Annotated in this window: 19 protein-coding genes; 6 read left to right on the top strand and 13 right to left on the bottom strand. The window is 60.4% G+C overall.

The features are described from left to right. Positions 1-113: 113 nt before the first annotated feature. From H7C18_RS12015 to H7C18_RS12030, 4 genes are all read right to left on the bottom strand, one after another. On the bottom strand, positions 114-749 hold the full coding sequence (locus tag H7C18_RS12015) for a TetR/AcrR family transcriptional regulator (protein WP_185129310.1): 636 nt from the start codon (positions 747-749) through the stop codon (positions 114-116). Positions 750-917: 168 nt separating this feature from the next. Beyond that, the gene (clpP, locus tag H7C18_RS12020; protein WP_273386591.1) at positions 918-1,544 is read right to left on the bottom strand and encodes an ATP-dependent Clp endopeptidase proteolytic subunit ClpP; all 627 of its coding nucleotides are present in this window, start codon (positions 1,542-1,544) and stop codon (positions 918-920) included. After that, complete coding sequence (locus H7C18_RS12025) at positions 1,537-1,770, bottom strand: hypothetical protein (RefSeq protein WP_185129312.1); 234 nt, start codon at positions 1,768-1,770, stop codon at positions 1,537-1,539. The genes clpP and H7C18_RS12025 overlap by 8 nt, the downstream gene beginning before the upstream one ends. Next, positions 1,763-2,380 (bottom strand): ArsR/SmtB family transcription factor, encoded by a 618-nt coding sequence (locus H7C18_RS12030; RefSeq protein WP_185129313.1) that lies wholly within the window; start codon positions 2,378-2,380, stop codon positions 1,763-1,765. Before H7C18_RS12030 ends, H7C18_RS12025 begins: the two co-directional genes overlap by 8 nt. Before the next feature lie 175 nt (positions 2,381-2,555). Here H7C18_RS12030 and H7C18_RS12035 point away from each other — a divergent pair, with 175 nt between their 5' ends. After that, positions 2,556-3,545: a lipoate--protein ligase gene (locus tag H7C18_RS12035; protein ID WP_185129366.1), complete on the top strand. Its 990-nt coding sequence runs from the start codon at positions 2,556-2,558 to the stop codon at positions 3,543-3,545. Positions 3,546-3,955: 410 nt separating this feature from the next. Continuing rightward, complete coding sequence (locus H7C18_RS12040) at positions 3,956-4,783, top strand: aldo/keto reductase (protein ID WP_185129314.1); 828 nt, start codon at positions 3,956-3,958, stop codon at positions 4,781-4,783. Between the two features lie 103 nt (positions 4,784-4,886). Here the strand turns inward: H7C18_RS12040 and H7C18_RS12045 are convergent, their stop codons facing one another. From H7C18_RS12045 to H7C18_RS12070, 6 genes are all read right to left on the bottom strand, one after another. Further along, positions 4,887-6,038, bottom strand: coding sequence for an ABC transporter permease (locus H7C18_RS12045; RefSeq protein WP_185129315.1), 1,152 nt, complete (start codon positions 6,036-6,038; stop codon positions 4,887-4,889). A gap of 25 nt (positions 6,039-6,063) precedes the next feature. Continuing rightward, complete coding sequence (locus tag H7C18_RS12050; RefSeq protein WP_185129316.1) at positions 6,064-6,990, bottom strand: ABC transporter ATP-binding protein; 927 nt, start codon at positions 6,988-6,990, stop codon at positions 6,064-6,066. A 20-nt stretch (positions 6,991-7,010) separates the two neighbouring features. Beyond that, positions 7,011-7,757, bottom strand: a complete 747-nt coding sequence (locus tag H7C18_RS12055) for an ABC transporter permease (RefSeq protein ID WP_185129317.1) — start codon at positions 7,755-7,757, stop codon at positions 7,011-7,013. Positions 7,758-7,770: 13 nt separating this feature from the next. Continuing rightward, positions 7,771-8,466, bottom strand: coding sequence for an ABC transporter ATP-binding protein (locus H7C18_RS12060; RefSeq protein ID WP_185129318.1), 696 nt, complete (start codon positions 8,464-8,466; stop codon positions 7,771-7,773). Then, positions 8,463-8,855 (bottom strand): GntR family transcriptional regulator, encoded by a 393-nt coding sequence (locus H7C18_RS12065; RefSeq protein ID WP_238357657.1) that lies wholly within the window; start codon positions 8,853-8,855, stop codon positions 8,463-8,465. The genes H7C18_RS12060 and H7C18_RS12065 overlap by 4 nt, the downstream gene beginning before the upstream one ends. A gap of 136 nt (positions 8,856-8,991) precedes the next feature. Then, a complete protein-coding gene (locus tag H7C18_RS12070; protein WP_185129319.1) occupies positions 8,992-9,960 on the bottom strand; it encodes an RluA family pseudouridine synthase in 969 nt (322 codons plus the stop codon). A 139-nt stretch (positions 9,961-10,099) separates the two neighbouring features. On the opposite strand from H7C18_RS12070, the gene H7C18_RS12075 reads away from it, so the two are divergent. The 4 genes from H7C18_RS12075 to add all read left to right on the top strand — a co-directional run bounded on the left by H7C18_RS12075 (position 10,100) and on the right by add (position 13,349). Beyond that, positions 10,100-10,534, top strand: a complete 435-nt coding sequence (locus tag H7C18_RS12075) for a MarR family winged helix-turn-helix transcriptional regulator (protein ID WP_185129320.1) — start codon at positions 10,100-10,102, stop codon at positions 10,532-10,534. 60 nt (positions 10,535-10,594) lie between these two features. Continuing rightward, positions 10,595-11,797 carry an MFS transporter gene (locus tag H7C18_RS12080; RefSeq protein ID WP_238357658.1) on the top strand — a complete coding sequence of 401 codons (1,203 nt, stop codon included), beginning with the start codon at positions 10,595-10,597 and terminating at the stop codon, positions 11,795-11,797. A gap of 86 nt (positions 11,798-11,883) precedes the next feature. After that, the gene (locus tag H7C18_RS12085) at positions 11,884-12,309 is read left to right on the top strand and encodes a DnaJ family domain-containing protein (protein WP_185129322.1); all 426 of its coding nucleotides are present in this window, start codon (positions 11,884-11,886) and stop codon (positions 12,307-12,309) included. After that, on the top strand, positions 12,306-13,349 hold the full coding sequence (gene add, locus H7C18_RS12090) for an adenosine deaminase (RefSeq protein WP_185129323.1): 1,044 nt from the start codon (positions 12,306-12,308) through the stop codon (positions 13,347-13,349). The genes H7C18_RS12085 and add overlap by 4 nt, the downstream gene beginning before the upstream one ends. A gap of 66 nt (positions 13,350-13,415) precedes the next feature. On the opposite strand, the gene H7C18_RS12095 is transcribed toward add, so the two are convergent. From H7C18_RS12095 to H7C18_RS12105, 3 genes are all read right to left on the bottom strand, one after another. Further along, positions 13,416-14,888, bottom strand: a complete 1,473-nt coding sequence (locus tag H7C18_RS12095; RefSeq protein WP_185129324.1) for a DHA2 family efflux MFS transporter permease subunit — start codon at positions 14,886-14,888, stop codon at positions 13,416-13,418. Positions 14,889-15,457: 569 nt separating this feature from the next. Continuing rightward, entirely contained in the window at positions 15,458-16,072 is a 615-nt protein-coding gene (locus tag H7C18_RS12100) for a GTP pyrophosphokinase (protein WP_185129368.1), read from the bottom strand. A gap of 81 nt (positions 16,073-16,153) precedes the next feature. Continuing rightward, positions 16,154-17,053 carry an ABC transporter ATP-binding protein gene (locus tag H7C18_RS12105; protein ID WP_185129325.1) on the bottom strand — a complete coding sequence of 300 codons (900 nt, stop codon included), beginning with the start codon at positions 17,051-17,053 and terminating at the stop codon, positions 16,154-16,156. Between the last annotated feature and the right edge of the window lie 3 nt (positions 17,054-17,056).

The raw sequence follows: 17,056 nt of genomic DNA on the forward strand, positions 1-17,056 counted from the left end.
TTCCACCCTGAATTTTCCTTACACCCTTTAATATTTAAACTGTTTATGCATTTGACGATAACCGATTCGGCTCCGCAAATCAATCCTTCTTGAGTAAAATCCCGCTACGCGAATCAGGCTCCTTTCAGAGCGCCGTTCAGAAGGAGATCCGCCAGCTGCTTCGTCGTGATGCTCTCCTGCTCCGCAACAGCGTTTCGTCCGAGCGAAAAGACGATGGACAGGACGAGCGTCGCCATATCGGACACGGAGATTCTGAGCCGCGGCTCGTCCGGTTCCAGAACGCCGCATACGGCAGCATGGACCGCGGCATACCGCTCGACCCATTTCCGATGAAAGGCCGCCTGGCGGTCTTTCATCTCGTTCAAGTTCGGATTCGGGGGCGAAGCGAGGCGGATCGCGTTCAATACCGCGCCCGTTCGTTTCCCCTGTGCCTGAATCGCCTCGATCAGTTCGACGAGCCGCTCCTCCAAGCTCGAATCCGTGTCGATGGCGTTCAACTCGACCGCGATATGTTCGGGATCGGTCACTTCCTCCAGGCAGGCTTGCAGAACTTCATTCTTGTCCGCGAACGCCCGGAAAATCGTCGGTTCGCTGATGCCGGCCGCGCGGGCGATCTGCAGCGTCGTAACGGAGGGCCCCACTTCCGCCAGCAGCGGAAGCGCCGCCTGGACGATCATCGCCCTCCGCTCCTCGACGCTCATCCCGCGGGCGCGTTTTCGGACGGGTTGATCTTGATCGTTCGAATCCATCTTGGCAACGCCTCTTTCCTTTATTCGTTTCGACTCCCTGTCGTCATTATACGTAGTGAATACTCACTACGTCAATAACAACTTTGCTTGGCATGCAAAAAAAGCCGGCCGGCAAGTCTCTGTCGGACTTCCGGTCGGCTTTATCGAACAAGATAAGCGTTGCCTTCTTTATTGGAGAACCCGGTCGATCAGGCCGTAGCTTTGCGCTTCTTCCGCCGTCATATAGTAATCCCGGTCGGTATCCTTCTCGACTTTCTCCAGCGGCTGGCCCGACCGTTCCGCCAAAATCCGGTTCAGCCGGTCGCGCGTCTTGATAATGTTCTCGGCGTGGATCGCGACGTCGGACGCCTGCATTCGGCCGCCGCCGCTCGTCCAAGGCTGATGGATCATGATCTCCGCGTTCGGCAGGGCGATTCGCTTGCCCTTCGCCCCCGCGGTCAGGAGCACGGCTCCGAAGGATGCCGCAAAGCCGACGCAGATCGTCGAGACGTCCGGCTTTACGAACTGCATCGTGTCGTAGATGGCGAGGCCTGCTGTCGTCGATCCGCCCGGACAGTTGATGTACATCTGAATATCTTTCTCCGGATCGTCTGCAGCCAGGAACAACAGCTGAGCGATGACCGCGTTGGCGACATTGTCGTCGATCGCCGAGCCGAGGAAGATGATCCGGTCCTTCAGGAGGCGGGAATAAATGTCGTAGGATCTCTCGCCTCGATTCGTTTGTTCAACCACTACCGGTACGAAGCTCATGGAATAACCCTCCTTTTTTTTTCGCGAAAAATGTTCGTCAGGCAGCGCTGCGCAGCTCGGCCCGCGGGCTGCCGTGCGACGGCCTTGCCGTCAATCGGACCGCTCCGCCGAAGCCGGACGAGCTGATCCGGATGACGGGCGCAGCTGCGTCCGCCGCGTCGCCCAACGGGATCACGCGGCTGGTCGCCTCTCCTTCCGACTGTCCGACGCTTCGCTCCTCGCGTCGCGATTCCCAGACGATGACGGGCTTGCTGGGCTGGTTCTCATTCATGTCCCGTTCCTCCTTGATCCATTTGAGGGTAGACGGCCAGAACGGCACGGAAGCTTTCGCCATCCGCTGCGCCCTCGGCCCGGTATTTCCGGACGACGCCCTTAACCGCTTCGGCGTAATCTTGCAGGAACCGCTCGCGGGTCGCCTCGTCCGGCAGCGAGAGCTCCGTCTCGAGCACCGCGCTCGGCACTTCGCCGCGGTTCTCCGACACTTCCATCAGCTTCATCGCGTCGGTCCGGATCCGTTCGGCCGCGTTGATCAACTGGCGCAGCGCTCCTTCGTCCTTCATCCGCCCGGTCAGCTCCTCGGACCAGCCGAACGAATCGGGAATGACGAACGTGCGCGCTACCGCCCGGTACAGCACCTCGACCAGGTTTTTGACCTGGCGGGTGCCGTCGCGGCGGACGAGGCCGACCTTCTCCAGGCTCTTCAGATGATAGTTAATCTTCTGCGGCGCTTCGCCCATTCGCCGGCCGACTTCCGAAGCGGACGCCGGCTCCGCCAGCAAGCGGAGAATGTCCGCCCGCATCGGATTGAGCAGCGCAAGCGCCTGTTCCGGCATCTCAAGCCGGTACACGTCGGCTGTCTCCGGTTTTGCTTGGGAATCCATCGCTTCATCATCACCATAAAAATTATTTTTTACGTAAACACATCTTATTACGATGAGGACCGAAAGTCAACCGTCTTCCGAGCGAACGGGCTTGGTCGAAGGAAATTTGTGCCGGGCGGCGCGCTCGCGTAAAATAAAGCTTGCGTAACGGATGGTCTGAAAGGAGGGGATTCACCTGTTGTTTGTCGACAATGGCGGCGGGCACGATCCCGCGCTCAACCTGGCGCTCGAGGAATATATTTTGCGGAAGCTTCCGGCGGAGAACGACTACTTGCTCTTCTATATCAACGAACCGTCGATCATTATCGGCAAAAATCAGAATACCGCCGAGGAAGTGAACGCAGATTACGTGAGGGAGCACGGGATTCACGTCGTTCGGCGGCTGTCCGGCGGAGGCGCGGTCTATCACGATCTCGGCAATCTGAACTTCAGCTTCATCACGCAAGACGACGGACAATCGTTCCATAACTTTCGCAAGTTCACCGCTCCGGTCGTCGAAGCGCTGCGCAAAATGGGCGTCGAGGCGGAGCTTACCGGACGCAACGACATTCAGGTCGGCGAACGGAAAATTTCGGGCAACGCGCAATTTTCCACGAGAGGCCGCATGTTCAGCCACGGCACGCTGCTGTTCGATTCGCGGATGGAGAACGTCGCCTCGGCTTTGAACGCGAACCCGCTCAAGTTCGAGTCGAAAGCGACGAAGTCGGTGCGCAGCCGGGTGGCCAACATCTCGGAATTTTTGCGGGAGCCGATGACGATCGAACAGTTCCGTCAGGCCGTGCTGGAATCGATCTTCGGCGGCTCCGCGATCGAGCGCTATGAGCTCGCCGGCACCGATTGGGCCGCCGTCCGCGAGCTGGCCGACAACCGGTACCGCAATTGGGACTGGAATTACGGCCTATCTCCCGCGTTCAACGTGCGCCAGGCCAAGCGGCTGAGCGCCGGCACCTTCGACGTGCGCCTGAACGTCGTGCAGGGCGTCATTCGCGAGGCGGCCGTATACGGGGACTTTTTCGGGCGGGGCGAGGTGTCGGACGTGACGGACAAGCTGACCGGCGTCCGCTACGATCGGCCGTCCGTGGAAGCGGCGCTGGAAGGCGTCGACCTGACGTTCTACTTCGGACCGGTCGAACGGGAGGAATGGTTCTCCTTGATCGTCGGCTAGAATTAATTCTGCTCGAGAAGGCCGGGGACATTCGACGTCGGAAGCGAATGATCCGTCGGTGTCTAACGGGACCCGATTCCAGTCGTTCGTCGGCTAATTGGGGCGAAACCCTTCTTGCGAACGATCGCGAACCGGAAAATCTCCATCCAATCCGGCCTATAAAGCCTATACTGGCGATGGAAAGGGAAAATCTCCCTATGATCTCCATCATGCACGGCAATGGACGCGATCCGATCGAAATAAGAGGAGATTTTCCGGTTCACGTGGCTCGGATGGTCATTTCATGAGCGATAAAGGGAGCATTTCCCGTTCAAGTCGCCAATAGCGAAAATCGCCCAGCGAAAGTTCGCCTAGCGAAATTCGCTTTTACCCAAAATCGCCGCATTTGTAGAATGTGAGGAGGAATTCCAATGGTTTCTTCGATTCAAGCGAGCGCCAAGCTTTCGAACGGCGTGGAAATGCCGTGGCTCGGCCTCGGCGTCTGGAAAGTGAAGGTCAAGGAAGAGGTCGAGCGCGCCGTTCACGCCGCTGTCGCAGCGGGCTACCGCAGCATCGATACGGCGAAAGTGTACGGCAACGAAGCCGACGTCGGGGAAGCGATCCGCACGTGCGGCGTGTCCCGCGACAAACTGTTCGTCACGACCAAAATATGGAACGAGGATCAGGGATACGACCGGACGCTGGCCGCGTTCGAGGGAAGCCGCAAGCGGCTGGGGCTGGACGTGATCGATCTGCTGCTCATCCACTGGCCGGGCAAGGACCGCTACGTCGACACCTGGCGCGCCTTGGAGAAGCTGTACGAGGAAGGCAGCGTCCGCGCGATCGGAGTAAGCAACTTCCAGGTTCGCCATCTGGAGGCGCTCGCCGCCGCCGGCCGCATGACGCCGATGGTCAACCAGGTAGAATTCCATCCGCTGCTCACCCAGAAGGAACTGCTCTCCTACTGCCGCGCCAACGGCATTCAGCTGGAAGCGTGGAGCCCGCTCATGCAGGGCCATCTCGACCACCCGGCGCTCGCCGACATTGCGGCGGCGCACGGCAAAACGCCGGCGCAGATCGTGCTCCGCTGGGATCTGCAGCATGGCGTCGTCACCATTCCGAAGTCGGTGACGCCTTCGCGGATCGCGGAGAACGCCGGCATCTTCGACTTCTCGTTGACCGATGAAGAAGTCGCGCGCCTCGACGCGCTGAACGAGAACCGCCGGTTCGGCCCGAACCCGGACGAAATGCTTTTTTAGGAAGCTCCGGATGCGATGTTTTATATCGCATCCGCCCTTTCGCCAAGCCCAAAGCCCGCTGTTTGCGATAAAAAACATCGCAGACAGCGGGCTTTTTCTCCTTTTAGCTCATCGCGGACTTCATAAAGCCGCGGAAGCGGAGCAGCGCGACGAGCAGGCCGGCGGCCGCGAAGGCGGCGAGCACGCCGAGCGACGGCAGAATCGCACCCAGATGAGCGCCGCGCAGCATGATGTCCTGGAACGCGCTCTGCGCCCAGTATTGCGGGATGAAGTGGCTGATCGTCCGCATTGTCTTTGGCATGAGCTCGGCCGGGAACCATAGTCCGCCGAGCACGGCGCCGCCCATCGCCACCAGCTGGGTGAACGCCATGCCCTGGTTCTCGCCGCGAACGAGCATGCACAGCGCGAGCCCGATTCCGGTGCCGCACAGCGCCAGCAGGATGACGAGCACGACGATCGCCGCCACGTTTCCGAGTTCAAGGCCGTAGACGAAATGTCCGAATCCGAGCAGCACCGCGCATTGGGCAAGCGCGACGACCATGTACGCCAGCCACATGCCGAGCAGGTAGTTCAGCGGGGCGAGCCGCGTCGTGCGCAGCCGCGCGGTCATGCCGGACGACTTGTCGCCGAGGAAGCGGCGAATCATCGAGATGGTCACGTAGAAAACGAACATGACCGTATACCCGGGAACGACTTGCGCGATCGTATTGACGGCGGTCGCGTTCTGCGGCTTGTCGTCGATGAGCAGCGGCGACGCGAGCGCCTGCTTCCGCTGATCGACGTTCTCGCCCGCCGCCTTCAGCGCTCCGTCGATCTTCGTCTCGCGCAGATCGTTCGCGACGTTCTCCAGCGACGCCCGAACGGCCGCGACCGTATTCGAAGACGAGTCGCTGTACAGCTCGACGGAAGCCTGCTTCCCGCCCGCTCCGCCGATCTCGTCGGCGAATCCTTGCGGAATGACGAGCAGCGAGCTCATCTTGCCGTTCCGGATCCGGTCCACCTGGTCGTCCAGCGTACTTGCATCCTTCGCTTCCAGCCGGAAGCCGCTTTTCTGGGCCAGGGAATCGAGAAACGATTGCGACGCCTGCGTCCGGTCGAGGTCGATATAAGGCAGCGAGATCGATGAACTGCCCAAGTGGCTGAATACGGAGCCGAACAGGATGATGAACAGAACCGGCATCAGCAGCAGCCAGAAGAACGTTCCTTTTTCCTTCAAAAGCAGCTTCCATTCCTTCATCGCAATGCTAAGCGCCATATGAATGTCCCCTCTCCAAGCTCCCTTAATTGTCCCGAAGCGTCGTGCCCGTCAACGACAGGAACACCGATTCGAGGGAAGGCCGTACGATCTCGAGCTGCTTCACTTTCAGCGACCTGGCCTTGCAGGCGGAAGCCCAGGCGGTCAGCGCGTCGAGCGGAGACGGCGTCTCCAGCACCCAGCCCCGCTCCCTCGGCGCCGGCTTGCCGAATCCGGACGGAACCGGAGGAAGCGCCCCGCCTTCCTGCAGCTCCAAGTAAACGGCCTGCATGCCGAACCGGTCCAGTACTTCGCCGAGCTCGCCCTTCGCGATCACTTCGCCGTGGTCGATGATCGCCAGCTCGTCGCACAGCGTCTCGACTTCTTCCATGTAGTGGGTCGAGTACAGGACCGTCACCCCGCCCTGCTGCAAGGACCGGATCATCTCGAAAATATGATTGCGGGACTGCGGGTCGATGCCGACGGTCGGTTCGTCCATGATGATCAGCTTCGGCCGGTGCAGCAGCGCCGCCGCGAGGTTCACCCGCCGCTTCATGCCGCCGGAGAACTTCTCCACGGCGTCCTTGGCCCGGTCCGCGAGACCGACCTGCTCCAGCACTTCTCCGATCCGCCGCTTCAAGGCGCTTCCGCGCACCCCGTACATCTCCCCGAAAAAAGCGAGGTTATCGAACGCGCTCAGCTTCTCGTACAGCGTAATTCCTTGGGGCACGTAACCGATCTGCTGCCGGATCTCCCGGGCGCTTTTCCTTACGTCCCGCCCGAAGACGGACACGCTTCCCCGGTCGGGCTCGAGCAACCCCGACAAAATCTTCATCGACGTGGATTTCCCCGCTCCGTTCGGCCCGAGCAGACCGAAGCAGCTTCCTTCCCGCACTTCGAACGATATCTCCTTGAGCGCCGGCTTGCCGTCGTACGATTTCGCGACTTGCGCCATCTCGATCGCTTTTCCCATGCCGATCCTCCCTCTCCGCCTTATAAGGTCATGAATTTCTTGCATATTTGAACGGAACCGGCAAGCATCAGCGCGGCGAGCAGCCAGATCACGGGAAAACTGATCCAGAACGCCAATGCCGAATGCGACGAAAACAGAGACATTTCGTAATCGCCGTTCGAATCGGCGGATCTGGCGATATTGAGCCAATTGAGCGCATTGCCGAGCACGCCGAAAGAGATCCAGACAAGCGGCGATATCCCCTTTAGCCTGGAGCGGACCAAGACGCCGGCCAGCAAACCGAGCGACAGCATAAAAGGAGCGATGGCCGCAACCACCAGCAAATATTGGGCGGCGACGGCGCCGAAGCTTCTCACTCCCTCCGCCGTCGTGCCGTGGAGCGCCGCATTGTAGAGCGCGAGCAGGACGATCGCCGCGAAATAAACGAGCAGCGTTAGCCCGGCTTGCGCCAGCGAGGCGGCATATTTGGCCAGCATCAGCTTGGAACGCGAGAACGGAAGGGTCAGCCACCAGCCGTACGTTCCGTTCGACCATTCCCGCTTCACAAGCCGGTACGAAATGCCGAACACGAGATACGGAAAGGCATAGGTAGCGTACAGCATGTATTCGGGCTTGAAGTCTCCCCGGCCCCCCCAGATCGTCAGCGCGGCCAGCGCCAGCACTACGAGAGCGCCGACGTACATCCAGACCCCCTTCCGGCTCAGCCATCGGCGAAATTCCATATGAAATTCATGCCGGTACAAGGCGTTGAACGTGCCGCTTTTCATCATCGCTTCCTCCTTAGCTGTAGAGCTGCCGGTAAATGTCCTGCACCGACCCGCGCGAGGCCCGCAGCTCTTCGACGTGGCCCGACATGGCGTTGCGCCCGTCCTTCATGAACACCGCGTAGTCGAACAGACTCTCCGTCTCCGCGATCTCGTGCGTGCAGATCAGAACCGTCTGCCGCCGCTCCGAGAACGAGTCGATCAGCGCCGCGACGATCTTCTCCCGGGAGATCATGTCGATGCCGGAGAACGGTTCGTCCAGCACGAGCAGCGGAACGTCGCGGGCCAGGCAGATCGCCAGCATGAGCCGCGCCTCCTGCCCTTTGGACATGCCGCGAACGTCCATCTCGGCGTCCAGCCCGAGCGCGCGGACAAGTTCCCAGGCGCGGTCTTTATCGAATCCGGGCAGCAGGGAAGCTCCCCATTCTACGGCGTGCTCTACTCGATGCGATTCGAACCAGCGGGCCCGGTCCGGCAGGTAGGAGATGCTGGCGTTCAGCTGCCAGGACGGATACTGTCCCAAGATGCTGAGCGTTCCTTGATCGGGCGAGACGAGTCCGGTCAGCATTCTCATGAACGTCGATTTGCCCGCGCCGTTCGGTCCGAGAATCGCGGTGACGGCATGCTCCGGAATATCGACGTCCAATCCGGCGAGCGCCATTCGCTTGCCGTACTTCTTCGTCAGATTCGCGGCGTGAATCGCTGACTTCATCGCGCTTCGCCTCCTTTGCTCCGCAGGATGGCGGCCACTTCCGACGCCGTGAAGCCGAGGCTGCCCAGCTTGGCGAGAAATTCATCCACCGCTTCTTCCGCGAGCCGGTAGCGAATCGTCCGCACCTTTTCGGAGTCGGTCGTAATGAACGTCCCTTGCCCACGCCTCGTCTCCGTAAGCTGGTCGCGTTCCAGCTCCTGGTAAGCCCGCATGACCGTATTCGGATTGATCTTCAGCCCTTGCGCCATCTCCCGGACGGAAGGAATTTTCTCACCCAACGCTATCTCACCTTTCGCAATGGAACTTCGGACCTGAGCGAGCACCTGCTCGTAAAGAGGCTGGCTTAAATCGAGAACGAACTTCATCCCGCCTACGGTGGTCTCATTCAAGCGGGCACCTCCTCCATGTATCCCTTGACTTAAGTGTATTATATCACTTAATACACATAGAGCAATAGGCGCGGCAAAAAAATCCGGGCCCCGATCGGGTACCCGGATGATGCGGTCCGTATGTCCTCAAGCGTCTTTATTCGAGAATCAGCGCATCTGCGCGGAGACCCGCCTCTTCCAGCGTCTGCCTCATTCGCGGAGGAAGCGGCGCCCGGAACTCCCGCCCGTCGGGCAGCCGAATCCGCCAGGCATGAAGCAGCTGATGGTTGACGCCGGCAAACGGCTTGCCTCCGTATTTGACGTCTCCGAGCAGCGGGTGGCCGATGCTCTGAAAGTGGGCGCGGATCTGGTGCGTACGGCCGCTGATCAATTCGACCTCGATGAGCGAATAACGGCGGCCGCTCTGCAGGACGCGGTAGCGCGTCATCGCCGATTTGCCGCGGCTTTCGCCGGACGGTCCGTCCGACTCCGCCGGCTGCGGGGCAACCCTCGTCCGGTTGCCGCGCTCGTCCCGGATCAGGTCGCCGGTCAGCTCCCCTTCTCCCTCCATCCAGCCTTCTACGGCGGTGACGTAGTATTTCTCCATCTCGTGCTTCTGGATCCATTGGTTGAGCTGATGCAGCATCCCCGCCGTTTTCCCGACGAGCACGAGACCGCTCGTGTTCCGGTCCAGCCGGTTGGCCGTCGCCGGCATGAACAGCGGACTGTCCAGCTCGCCCTTCCGATACAGGTAGGCATGCACCCGGTTGATCAGCGTATCCTTCTGGTCGCTGCGGTCGGGATGGGTAAGCATGCCGGCCGGCTTCCGCGCGACGAGCAGCTGCTCGTCCTCGTACGCCACGTCGATGTTCGCGTTGACGCCGACGTACTTCGTTTTTTTCTGCCCTTTGGACGCTTCCGCGTACCGTTCTTCTTCCACGTAAAGCGTCAGCTCGTCGCCGGCCGCCAGCTCGTAATTTTGATTTTTGCGCTTGCCGTTGATCTTCGCCTTGCCTTGATCGATCATCTTATAAATCTGGCCGAGCGGAAGGTTCGGCATCAGCGTCCGCAAATAGCGGTGCAGCCGCTTGCCGCTCTCCGAGGCGGTGATGGTGCGGGTGATCATAACAGAAGGCCACTCTCCATGATAGGACTTGATTCGTCCTTAGCGTAACAATTCGGAAGCCAATGCACAAGCTTGACGCCACTTCGTTGTTGTATATATAATTGCTATAGCATCTAATTGCAAGGAGGAACGATATCGCATGAGCCTGGACGATTCGATCGGATTTCTGATCAATCAGGCCGGGAGGCGGATCTCCCAGCTGCTCGCCCAGCGCTTCGCGCCGTATGAAGTCACGACCGAACAGTGGTCGGTGCTGGCGCGGCTGCGCGAGGAGGACGGGATCAGCCAGAAGGAGCTGGCTTTTCGCGTCGGCAAGGACCAGACGAACGTAACCCGCATTCTCGATCAGCTGGAGCGCAAGCAGCTTGTCGTTCGGCGTCCGAATCCGGACGATCGCCGTTCCTTCCTCCCTTATGTGACGGAAGAAGGCAATCGGGTTTACCTGCTGCTGCTTCCGATCGAGAAGGATGTCGTCGCCGAGGCGACCTCCGGCATCGGCAGCGAAGACCTTGCGAAGCTGAAGGAGCTTCTGGTCCGGGTAACCGACAATTCGCTGCAACGGCTGAATCTCTAGCCAATCCAACAAGAAGAGGCGATCCGAAAAAAAATGAATGGACATCAAGAGTCAGAACGCTTGTGGACGCGCCGGTTCTTCAGCATCTGCTTCAGCAGTTTTTTTATTTTCATTTCTTTTTACGCATTGACGGCCACTCTGCCGACCTTCGTCACCGATCACCTCCATGGCAATCAGCAGCAGGCCGGTTGGGTCATGACCGCGTTCGTCATCGCCTCCGTGCTGATGCGGCCGTTCGCCGGCCGTTGGATGGACGGACCGGCCCGGCGAATCGTCCTGATCCTTTCATTCATCGTCTATATGCTGTCCGCCTTCGCTTATCCGGTCATTTCCGCCTTCGGCGTGCTTCTGCTGCTCCGGTTCGCGCACGGACTCAGCTTCGGAGCCGCGACGACGGGCAACGGCGCGATCGTCACGGAACTGATTCCCGCCCATCGCAAAGGCGAAGGGCTCGGCTACTACACGCTGGCCATGAACCTGGCGATGGTGCTCGGTCCGTTCCTCGGCTTGACCGTCATTCAGCGGTCCAGCTTCAACGTCCTGTACACGATTATGATCGTGTTCGGCGTACTGGGCTTGCTGTTCGGCCTGGCGACGGCGAAGAGCCGCAGACCGGAGGCAGCTTCCGCAAAGCCGAAGCCGCAGGCGGCCGGACGCCGGTTCCACTGGAAGTCGTTCCTGGAACCCCGCTCCATGCCGATCTCGCTTGTCGCGCTGTTCCTGTCGATCGCGTACAGCGGCATTCTGTCGTTCGTTCCCGGTTATGCCAAGGAGCTCGGCCTCGAGAACATCTCCAGCTACTACTTCGTCGTCTATGCCGTTATGATCGTTCTCGCCCGCCCTTTCACGGGCAAGCTGTTCGACCGGTTCCACCGCAACGTGATCGTCTATCCGACGCTGGCCCTCTATATCGTCGGGCTGATCGTTCTGGCGACGGCTCATTCGGCGTTCGCGTTCCTGCTGTCGGCGGCGCTGATCGGACTCGGCTTCGGCAGCCTGTTCCCCTGCCTGCAGACGATCGCGGTGCAGTCGGCCCCGCCGGAGCGGACCGGCCTCGCCACCGGCACGCTGTTTATTTTTTTCGACGGGGGGATCGGCATCGGCTCGGTTCTCCTCGGGAGCGTCGGTTCCGCGTCGAGCGACCGAACCATGTTTCTCCTCGCGGCCGTCTCGGTGTTTGTCGGCCTGCTCGTCTATCTTTCGCTTCTGCACCTTCGGCCCGCCTCCCGGGAAGCGGGTCTGGCGGAACGGGAAGCGTCCTGAGGGCGCTTCTTTTTGCTGTAGTTTCCGTTCGCGATTCCTGATACAATCGGTTCAACACTCTCGTGGAGCAAGGAGGCCGATGCAAAATGGATTGGCGGTGGTCGCTGGCGGACGAGAAAATTCGGGAAGCGATCGCGAAGGGCGAGTTCGATGACGTGAGCGGCAAAGGCAAGCCGCTGCCTCCCGACGAGCTGGAGGGCGTGCCGGATGAGCTGCGCGTCGGCTTCAAGCTGCTGCGCAACGCCGGCGCGATTCCGCCGGAGCTGGAGCTGCGCAAGGAGATGCTGGCGATCGGCGATCTGCTGGCCTGCTGCCGGGACGAAGACGAACGCGGCCGGCTTCGGCAGCGCCTGTCGCTGGTGCAGTTCCGGTACCGGTCGCTCATGGAGCAGAGAGGCTGGAGCGGAGAAGGAGCGTTCGAAGATTACCGCGGCGCCATCGAAGATCGGCTGCTGGGTGCGGACGACGAGAGTTCTTCCTCGGCGTCGGAGAAAGGGTCGAAGCCGCGATGAAGAGCGAACTCCATCTTGTCAAACGGCTTCCTAAAGTCGACCTGCACCTTCACCTGGACGGCGCCGTGCGGCCAGAGACGGCGCTTGAACTCGCCCGGTCGGAAGGGATCTCGCTTCCGGCGGAAGATTCCGCCGGCCTTCTGCCGTATATGCAGGTCGGAGATGACTGTGGAAGCCTGGCCGATTATTTGGCCAAATTCGATTTCGTCCTCCCTCTCCTTCAGACGCGCGGCGCGCTCGAGAGGGTCGCCCGCGAATTGGCGGAATGGGCCGCCGGGGACGGCTGCCTGTACGTGGAAGTTCGGTTCGCTCCTCAGCTCCACGTCGGCAAAGGGCTGACTTGTTCCGATGCCATCGATGCGGTGCTTGCCGGGCTGCGCCGCGCGGAAGCGAGCAGCGGCATCGTCGCCCGCGCGATCGCGATCTGCATGCGGCATCACCCGGAGGAGCGCAACCTTGCGGCGATCGAAGCGGCGGCGGAACATTTCGGCCGCGGGCTCGTCGCGGTCGATCTCGCCGGGGACGAAGCAGGCTTTCCGGCAAGCCGGTTCCGCCGCGTGTTCGCCCGCGCCCGAGAGCTCGGCATCCCGTGCACGATCCATGCCGGCGAAGCGAGCGGCCCGGATTCGATCGCCGAGGCGATCGACGGGCTCGGCGCCGTCCGCATCGGACACGGCGTGCGGCTGCGGGAAGATCCCGCGCTGCTGGAGCGGATCCGCGAGCGGCGAATCCCGCTGGAGATGTGCCCGACCAGCAACGTCCAGACCAAGGCGGTCGCCGGCTGGGACGACCATCCGTTGCGGGACTATAGGGACCGCGGTCTGTCGGTTACGTTCCACACGGACAATCCGACCGTCTCCGGGACGACGTGGTCGGAAGAATGCGTGGCGGTCGCCGAACGGCTCGGCTTCTCGCTGCCGGAGATCGCCCGGCTGATGCGCAACGCCGTCGATGTCTCTTTCCTCGACGATGCGGGCAAGCGGCGGCTGCGGGATCGCTTCGACCGCCGGCTCGCGGAGATCGGTCTGGCGGAAGCATGAAAGCAAAAGGGCTGTTCCGCTGGTCTCGATAGACCTGCGGAACAGCCCTTTTTGCCTTTAGCTTCCTTAGCCTTTCCCGACGGAAGCGGTCTGATGGTCGGCCGCCCGGCGTTTGCCGCCGAAGCGAAGCACCGACAGGATCGTCGCCAGCAGCATAAGCGCCGCCATAAACCAGAAGACGCTCTGCAAGCCGTGGATGAAGCCGCCTAGCGACGATTCGGAGCCGGTCATCCCGACCTGCGTGCCGGAGAAGATCGCCAGCATCATGTCGCGCGGGATGCTGTGCGTCACGATCGGCATCGAGAAGGCGATGCTGAGCATCATCCCGAGGTTGGTGGTCAACGATCGGATGCCGGACGCTTCGCCGCGGTATTTCGGCCCGGCCGTATTCATGACGCTGCTCGAGTTCGGCGAATTGAACAGACCGGAGCCGATGCTGATGAGCGTCATCCACAGCGCCAGATGCCAATACGGCGTATGGATGTCCGTATCGACCGCCAGCCCGATCAGCCCCCACATGCTGACGAACAGTCCGATGGAAGCCGGCGTCGTCTCGCCGAACCGGTCGCCCAGCCATCCCGCCACCGGCGAGAAGACGAGCATGCCCGCCGCTAGCGGAATCGTCAGAATTCCCGCTTCCAGCGCGTCGTACGATTGAGCCCCTTGAAAGAAAAAGATGAGCATGAACATGACCGCCATCCGCGCGATCGCGTTCAGCGTCGCCGAGAAAATGCCCAGCGAAAAAATCCGGTTCGCGAACAGAGGCAAGTGCAATATCGCCGCCGGATGCCGCTTCTCGACCCGAATGAAGATCGGGAAGCAGACGACGAACACGGCCAGCGAGATCCAGACGACAGGGGAATTCCAGGTCTGAATCGGCCCCCACGTCAAAGCGAGCAGCAGCCCGGTGACCGAGAACATATAGGTCAGAATGCCGACGGTGTCCAGCTTTTTCGTCTGCCCTTTGGTTTTCTCGTCCTTCATGCCCATCGCCCACAATCCCCACAAGACGGAGATGACGCCGAACGGAACGTTGAACCAGAACGTCCATTCCCAGCCGTACTCCGTCGTCAGCCAGCCGCCGAGCACCGGTCCGATGATCTGGCCTACGGCGACGACCATGATGTTGATTCCGAGCGCGCGGCCCAGTTCCTCCTTGGGAAAAGCGTCCGCCACGATCGCCGTGCTGTTGGCCATGACCATCGCCCCGCCGATCCCCTGCAGAATCCGCATGATGATCAGCAGCGGGGCGTTCTCCGCGAAACCGGACGCAAACGACACGACAGTGAACAGCACCATTCCCCAAATATAAAGCCGCTTCCGCCCGAACCGGTCCGCCAGACTGCCGGCCATCAGCACGATGACCGTCTGCGCCACCATGTACGCCAGCATGATCCACATTGCCTGAAGCAGGGACGACTGAAGTCCGGTAATGAGGTCCGGAAGCGCAATGATCAACGTGCTGAAATTAAGCGCCGACAAAAGCGATCCCAAGCTGGTGACCGACAGTATCCACCATTTCCTGCTGCCTGACTGCACTTCTCATCTCTCCCCGTTTTCCTTAATCCGCTCTCGATCATAACATATCGTTTACGTTAACGTAAGATATTTGGTAAAAAAATGTTCTTCCCTTCTCCTTCCGGAGTGCCGCGAGAGGGAAATTCTCCGCATAAACTCTGCATTTCCGACGGTTTGGGGTATTGGACCGGAAAATCGCCCCATATTGTCTTCCGCACGCTGCAAATGGGCTTATACCGCATTATTTTAGAGAGGTTTTCCCGTTCGTTGCGACTTGCGGGGCTTTCCTACCTAAACGAAAGGAGATTTTCCGGTTCAAGCCGGTTCGGTTTGCCGGTTGAACGAGGGCGTTGAAAGAAGCCGCGGGGCACGTCCTGAAGGACGGGAATATCGGCGGAAAGACGCAAAATAACCCCGCAAAGTGGGGCTTGGCTTAGAAGCTTACTCAGGTACTTTGCGGGGACCCCGGGAACTTATACGCTTATATTGCAAAAAAAAAGGAAGCTGCCCTGCAGCCTCCTTGAGTTCCGCCGATTTCATCCGGCCGCCGTCCGGCGGATTGACGGTTTGCCAGTCATGACGTCAATCGGTCATACTTCCTGTTCCAGCCGGTACTCCTGCATGCGTTCGTTCAGCGCGAACATCCGCTCGTCGAGCGAAGCGATCAGATCGGCCGCTTCCTTCAGCTGATGGCCGATGTCGCCCGGCACGCGGGCGTCGAATTTGTAGTAGATCTTATGCTCCAGGCTGGCCCAGAAGTCCATCGCGATGGTGCGGATCTGGATCTCGACGGGCACCTGAACGATGCGGTCGGTCAGAAACACCGGGATCTCGATGATCAGATGAAGGCTCTGATAGCCGTTCGGCTTCGGCTTCGCAATGTAGTCCTTCACTTCGAGCACGGTGACGTCCTGCTGATTGCTGATCATCTCGCAGATGCGGTACACGTCGGTGGAGAAGGAGCAGATAATTCGCACGCCGGCGATATCCTGAATGCGGGCGACGGCGTTCTCGACCGTGATGGCGTACCCTTTGCGCTGGAGCTTGTCCCGGATGCTCTCCGGAGTTTTGATTCTCGTCTTCATATGCTCGATCGGATTGTAATTTTGGATGAATTGGAGCTCTTCGTTTAGAATGTTCAACTTCGTGCTGACTTCGTCCAACGCGAACTTATAATTGAGGAGCAGCTTGCCCCATTCTCTCATTTCCTGCGGTTGCAAATCGACCGACTCTCCCTTCGGGCCTGGTATGATCAGCTTACCACGCCGGAAGGGAGAATCCAAATTTCAGGAAGCTTCTTCCGGGGGCTTCTCCTCGGGCGAAGTCAGAACGATCTTGCCGTCCGCAAGCTCGACCTTCACTTTGTTCGTGTTCTTGATGCCGATCGATTCCAGATAGCCGGACGGCACCTGAAGCCGACCCGCCTTGTCCAGGATGGCGTACTCGACGTGGGTCTCCTCTTCCTGGGCGATTCCCCGCTCCAGCTCCTCCAGCTCTTCGGCGTAGCTCTTGCGGCGGATCATCTCCGACGAGATTTTGCCGTCCCGGATGGCGACGACGCGGTCCACTTTCTTGGCCAGCAGCGGATCGTGGGTAACGATGACGATCGTGATGCCCAGCTTGCGGTTCAGCTCGCGGAACAGGTCGAGAATCTGGTCCGCCATCTTCGAATCGACCGAGCCGGTCGGTTCGTCCGCGAGCAGCAGCCGCGGCTGGTTGGCCAGCGCGATCGCGATCGCCACGCGCTGCTGTTCGCCGCCCGACAGCTGATGCAGCTTGTTGCGGGCGCGGTGCATCAGCCCGACGGATTCAAGCAGCTCCAGCGCCCGCAGCCGCTTGCGCCGGCCCGAGAGCAGAATCGGCAGCTCGACGTTCTCCAGCGCCGTCAAATAAGGGATGAGGTTGCGCGCGTTGTTCTGCCAGACGAACCCGACGCTGTGACGCTTGTAGCGCACCCGCTCGCGCTCGGTCATCTTCAGCATATCCTTGCCGTCCACGGTCAGCGTCCCCGCGGTCGGCCGGTCGAGGCCGCCGAGCATATTGAGCAGCGTCGATTTGCCGCTGCCGCTGTTGCCGATGATCGCCATCAGCTCTCCGTCTTCGATATGCAGGTCGAGTCCTTGAAGCGCGAACACTTCGAGGTCGGCGGTCTTGTAGATTTTCACCAATCCGTCGCAATGGATCATCGG

It is taken from the genome of Cohnella zeiphila (assembly GCF_014212055.1).
GTDB classification, from domain to species: Bacteria; Bacillota; Bacilli; order Paenibacillales; family Paenibacillaceae; genus Cohnella; species Cohnella zeiphila.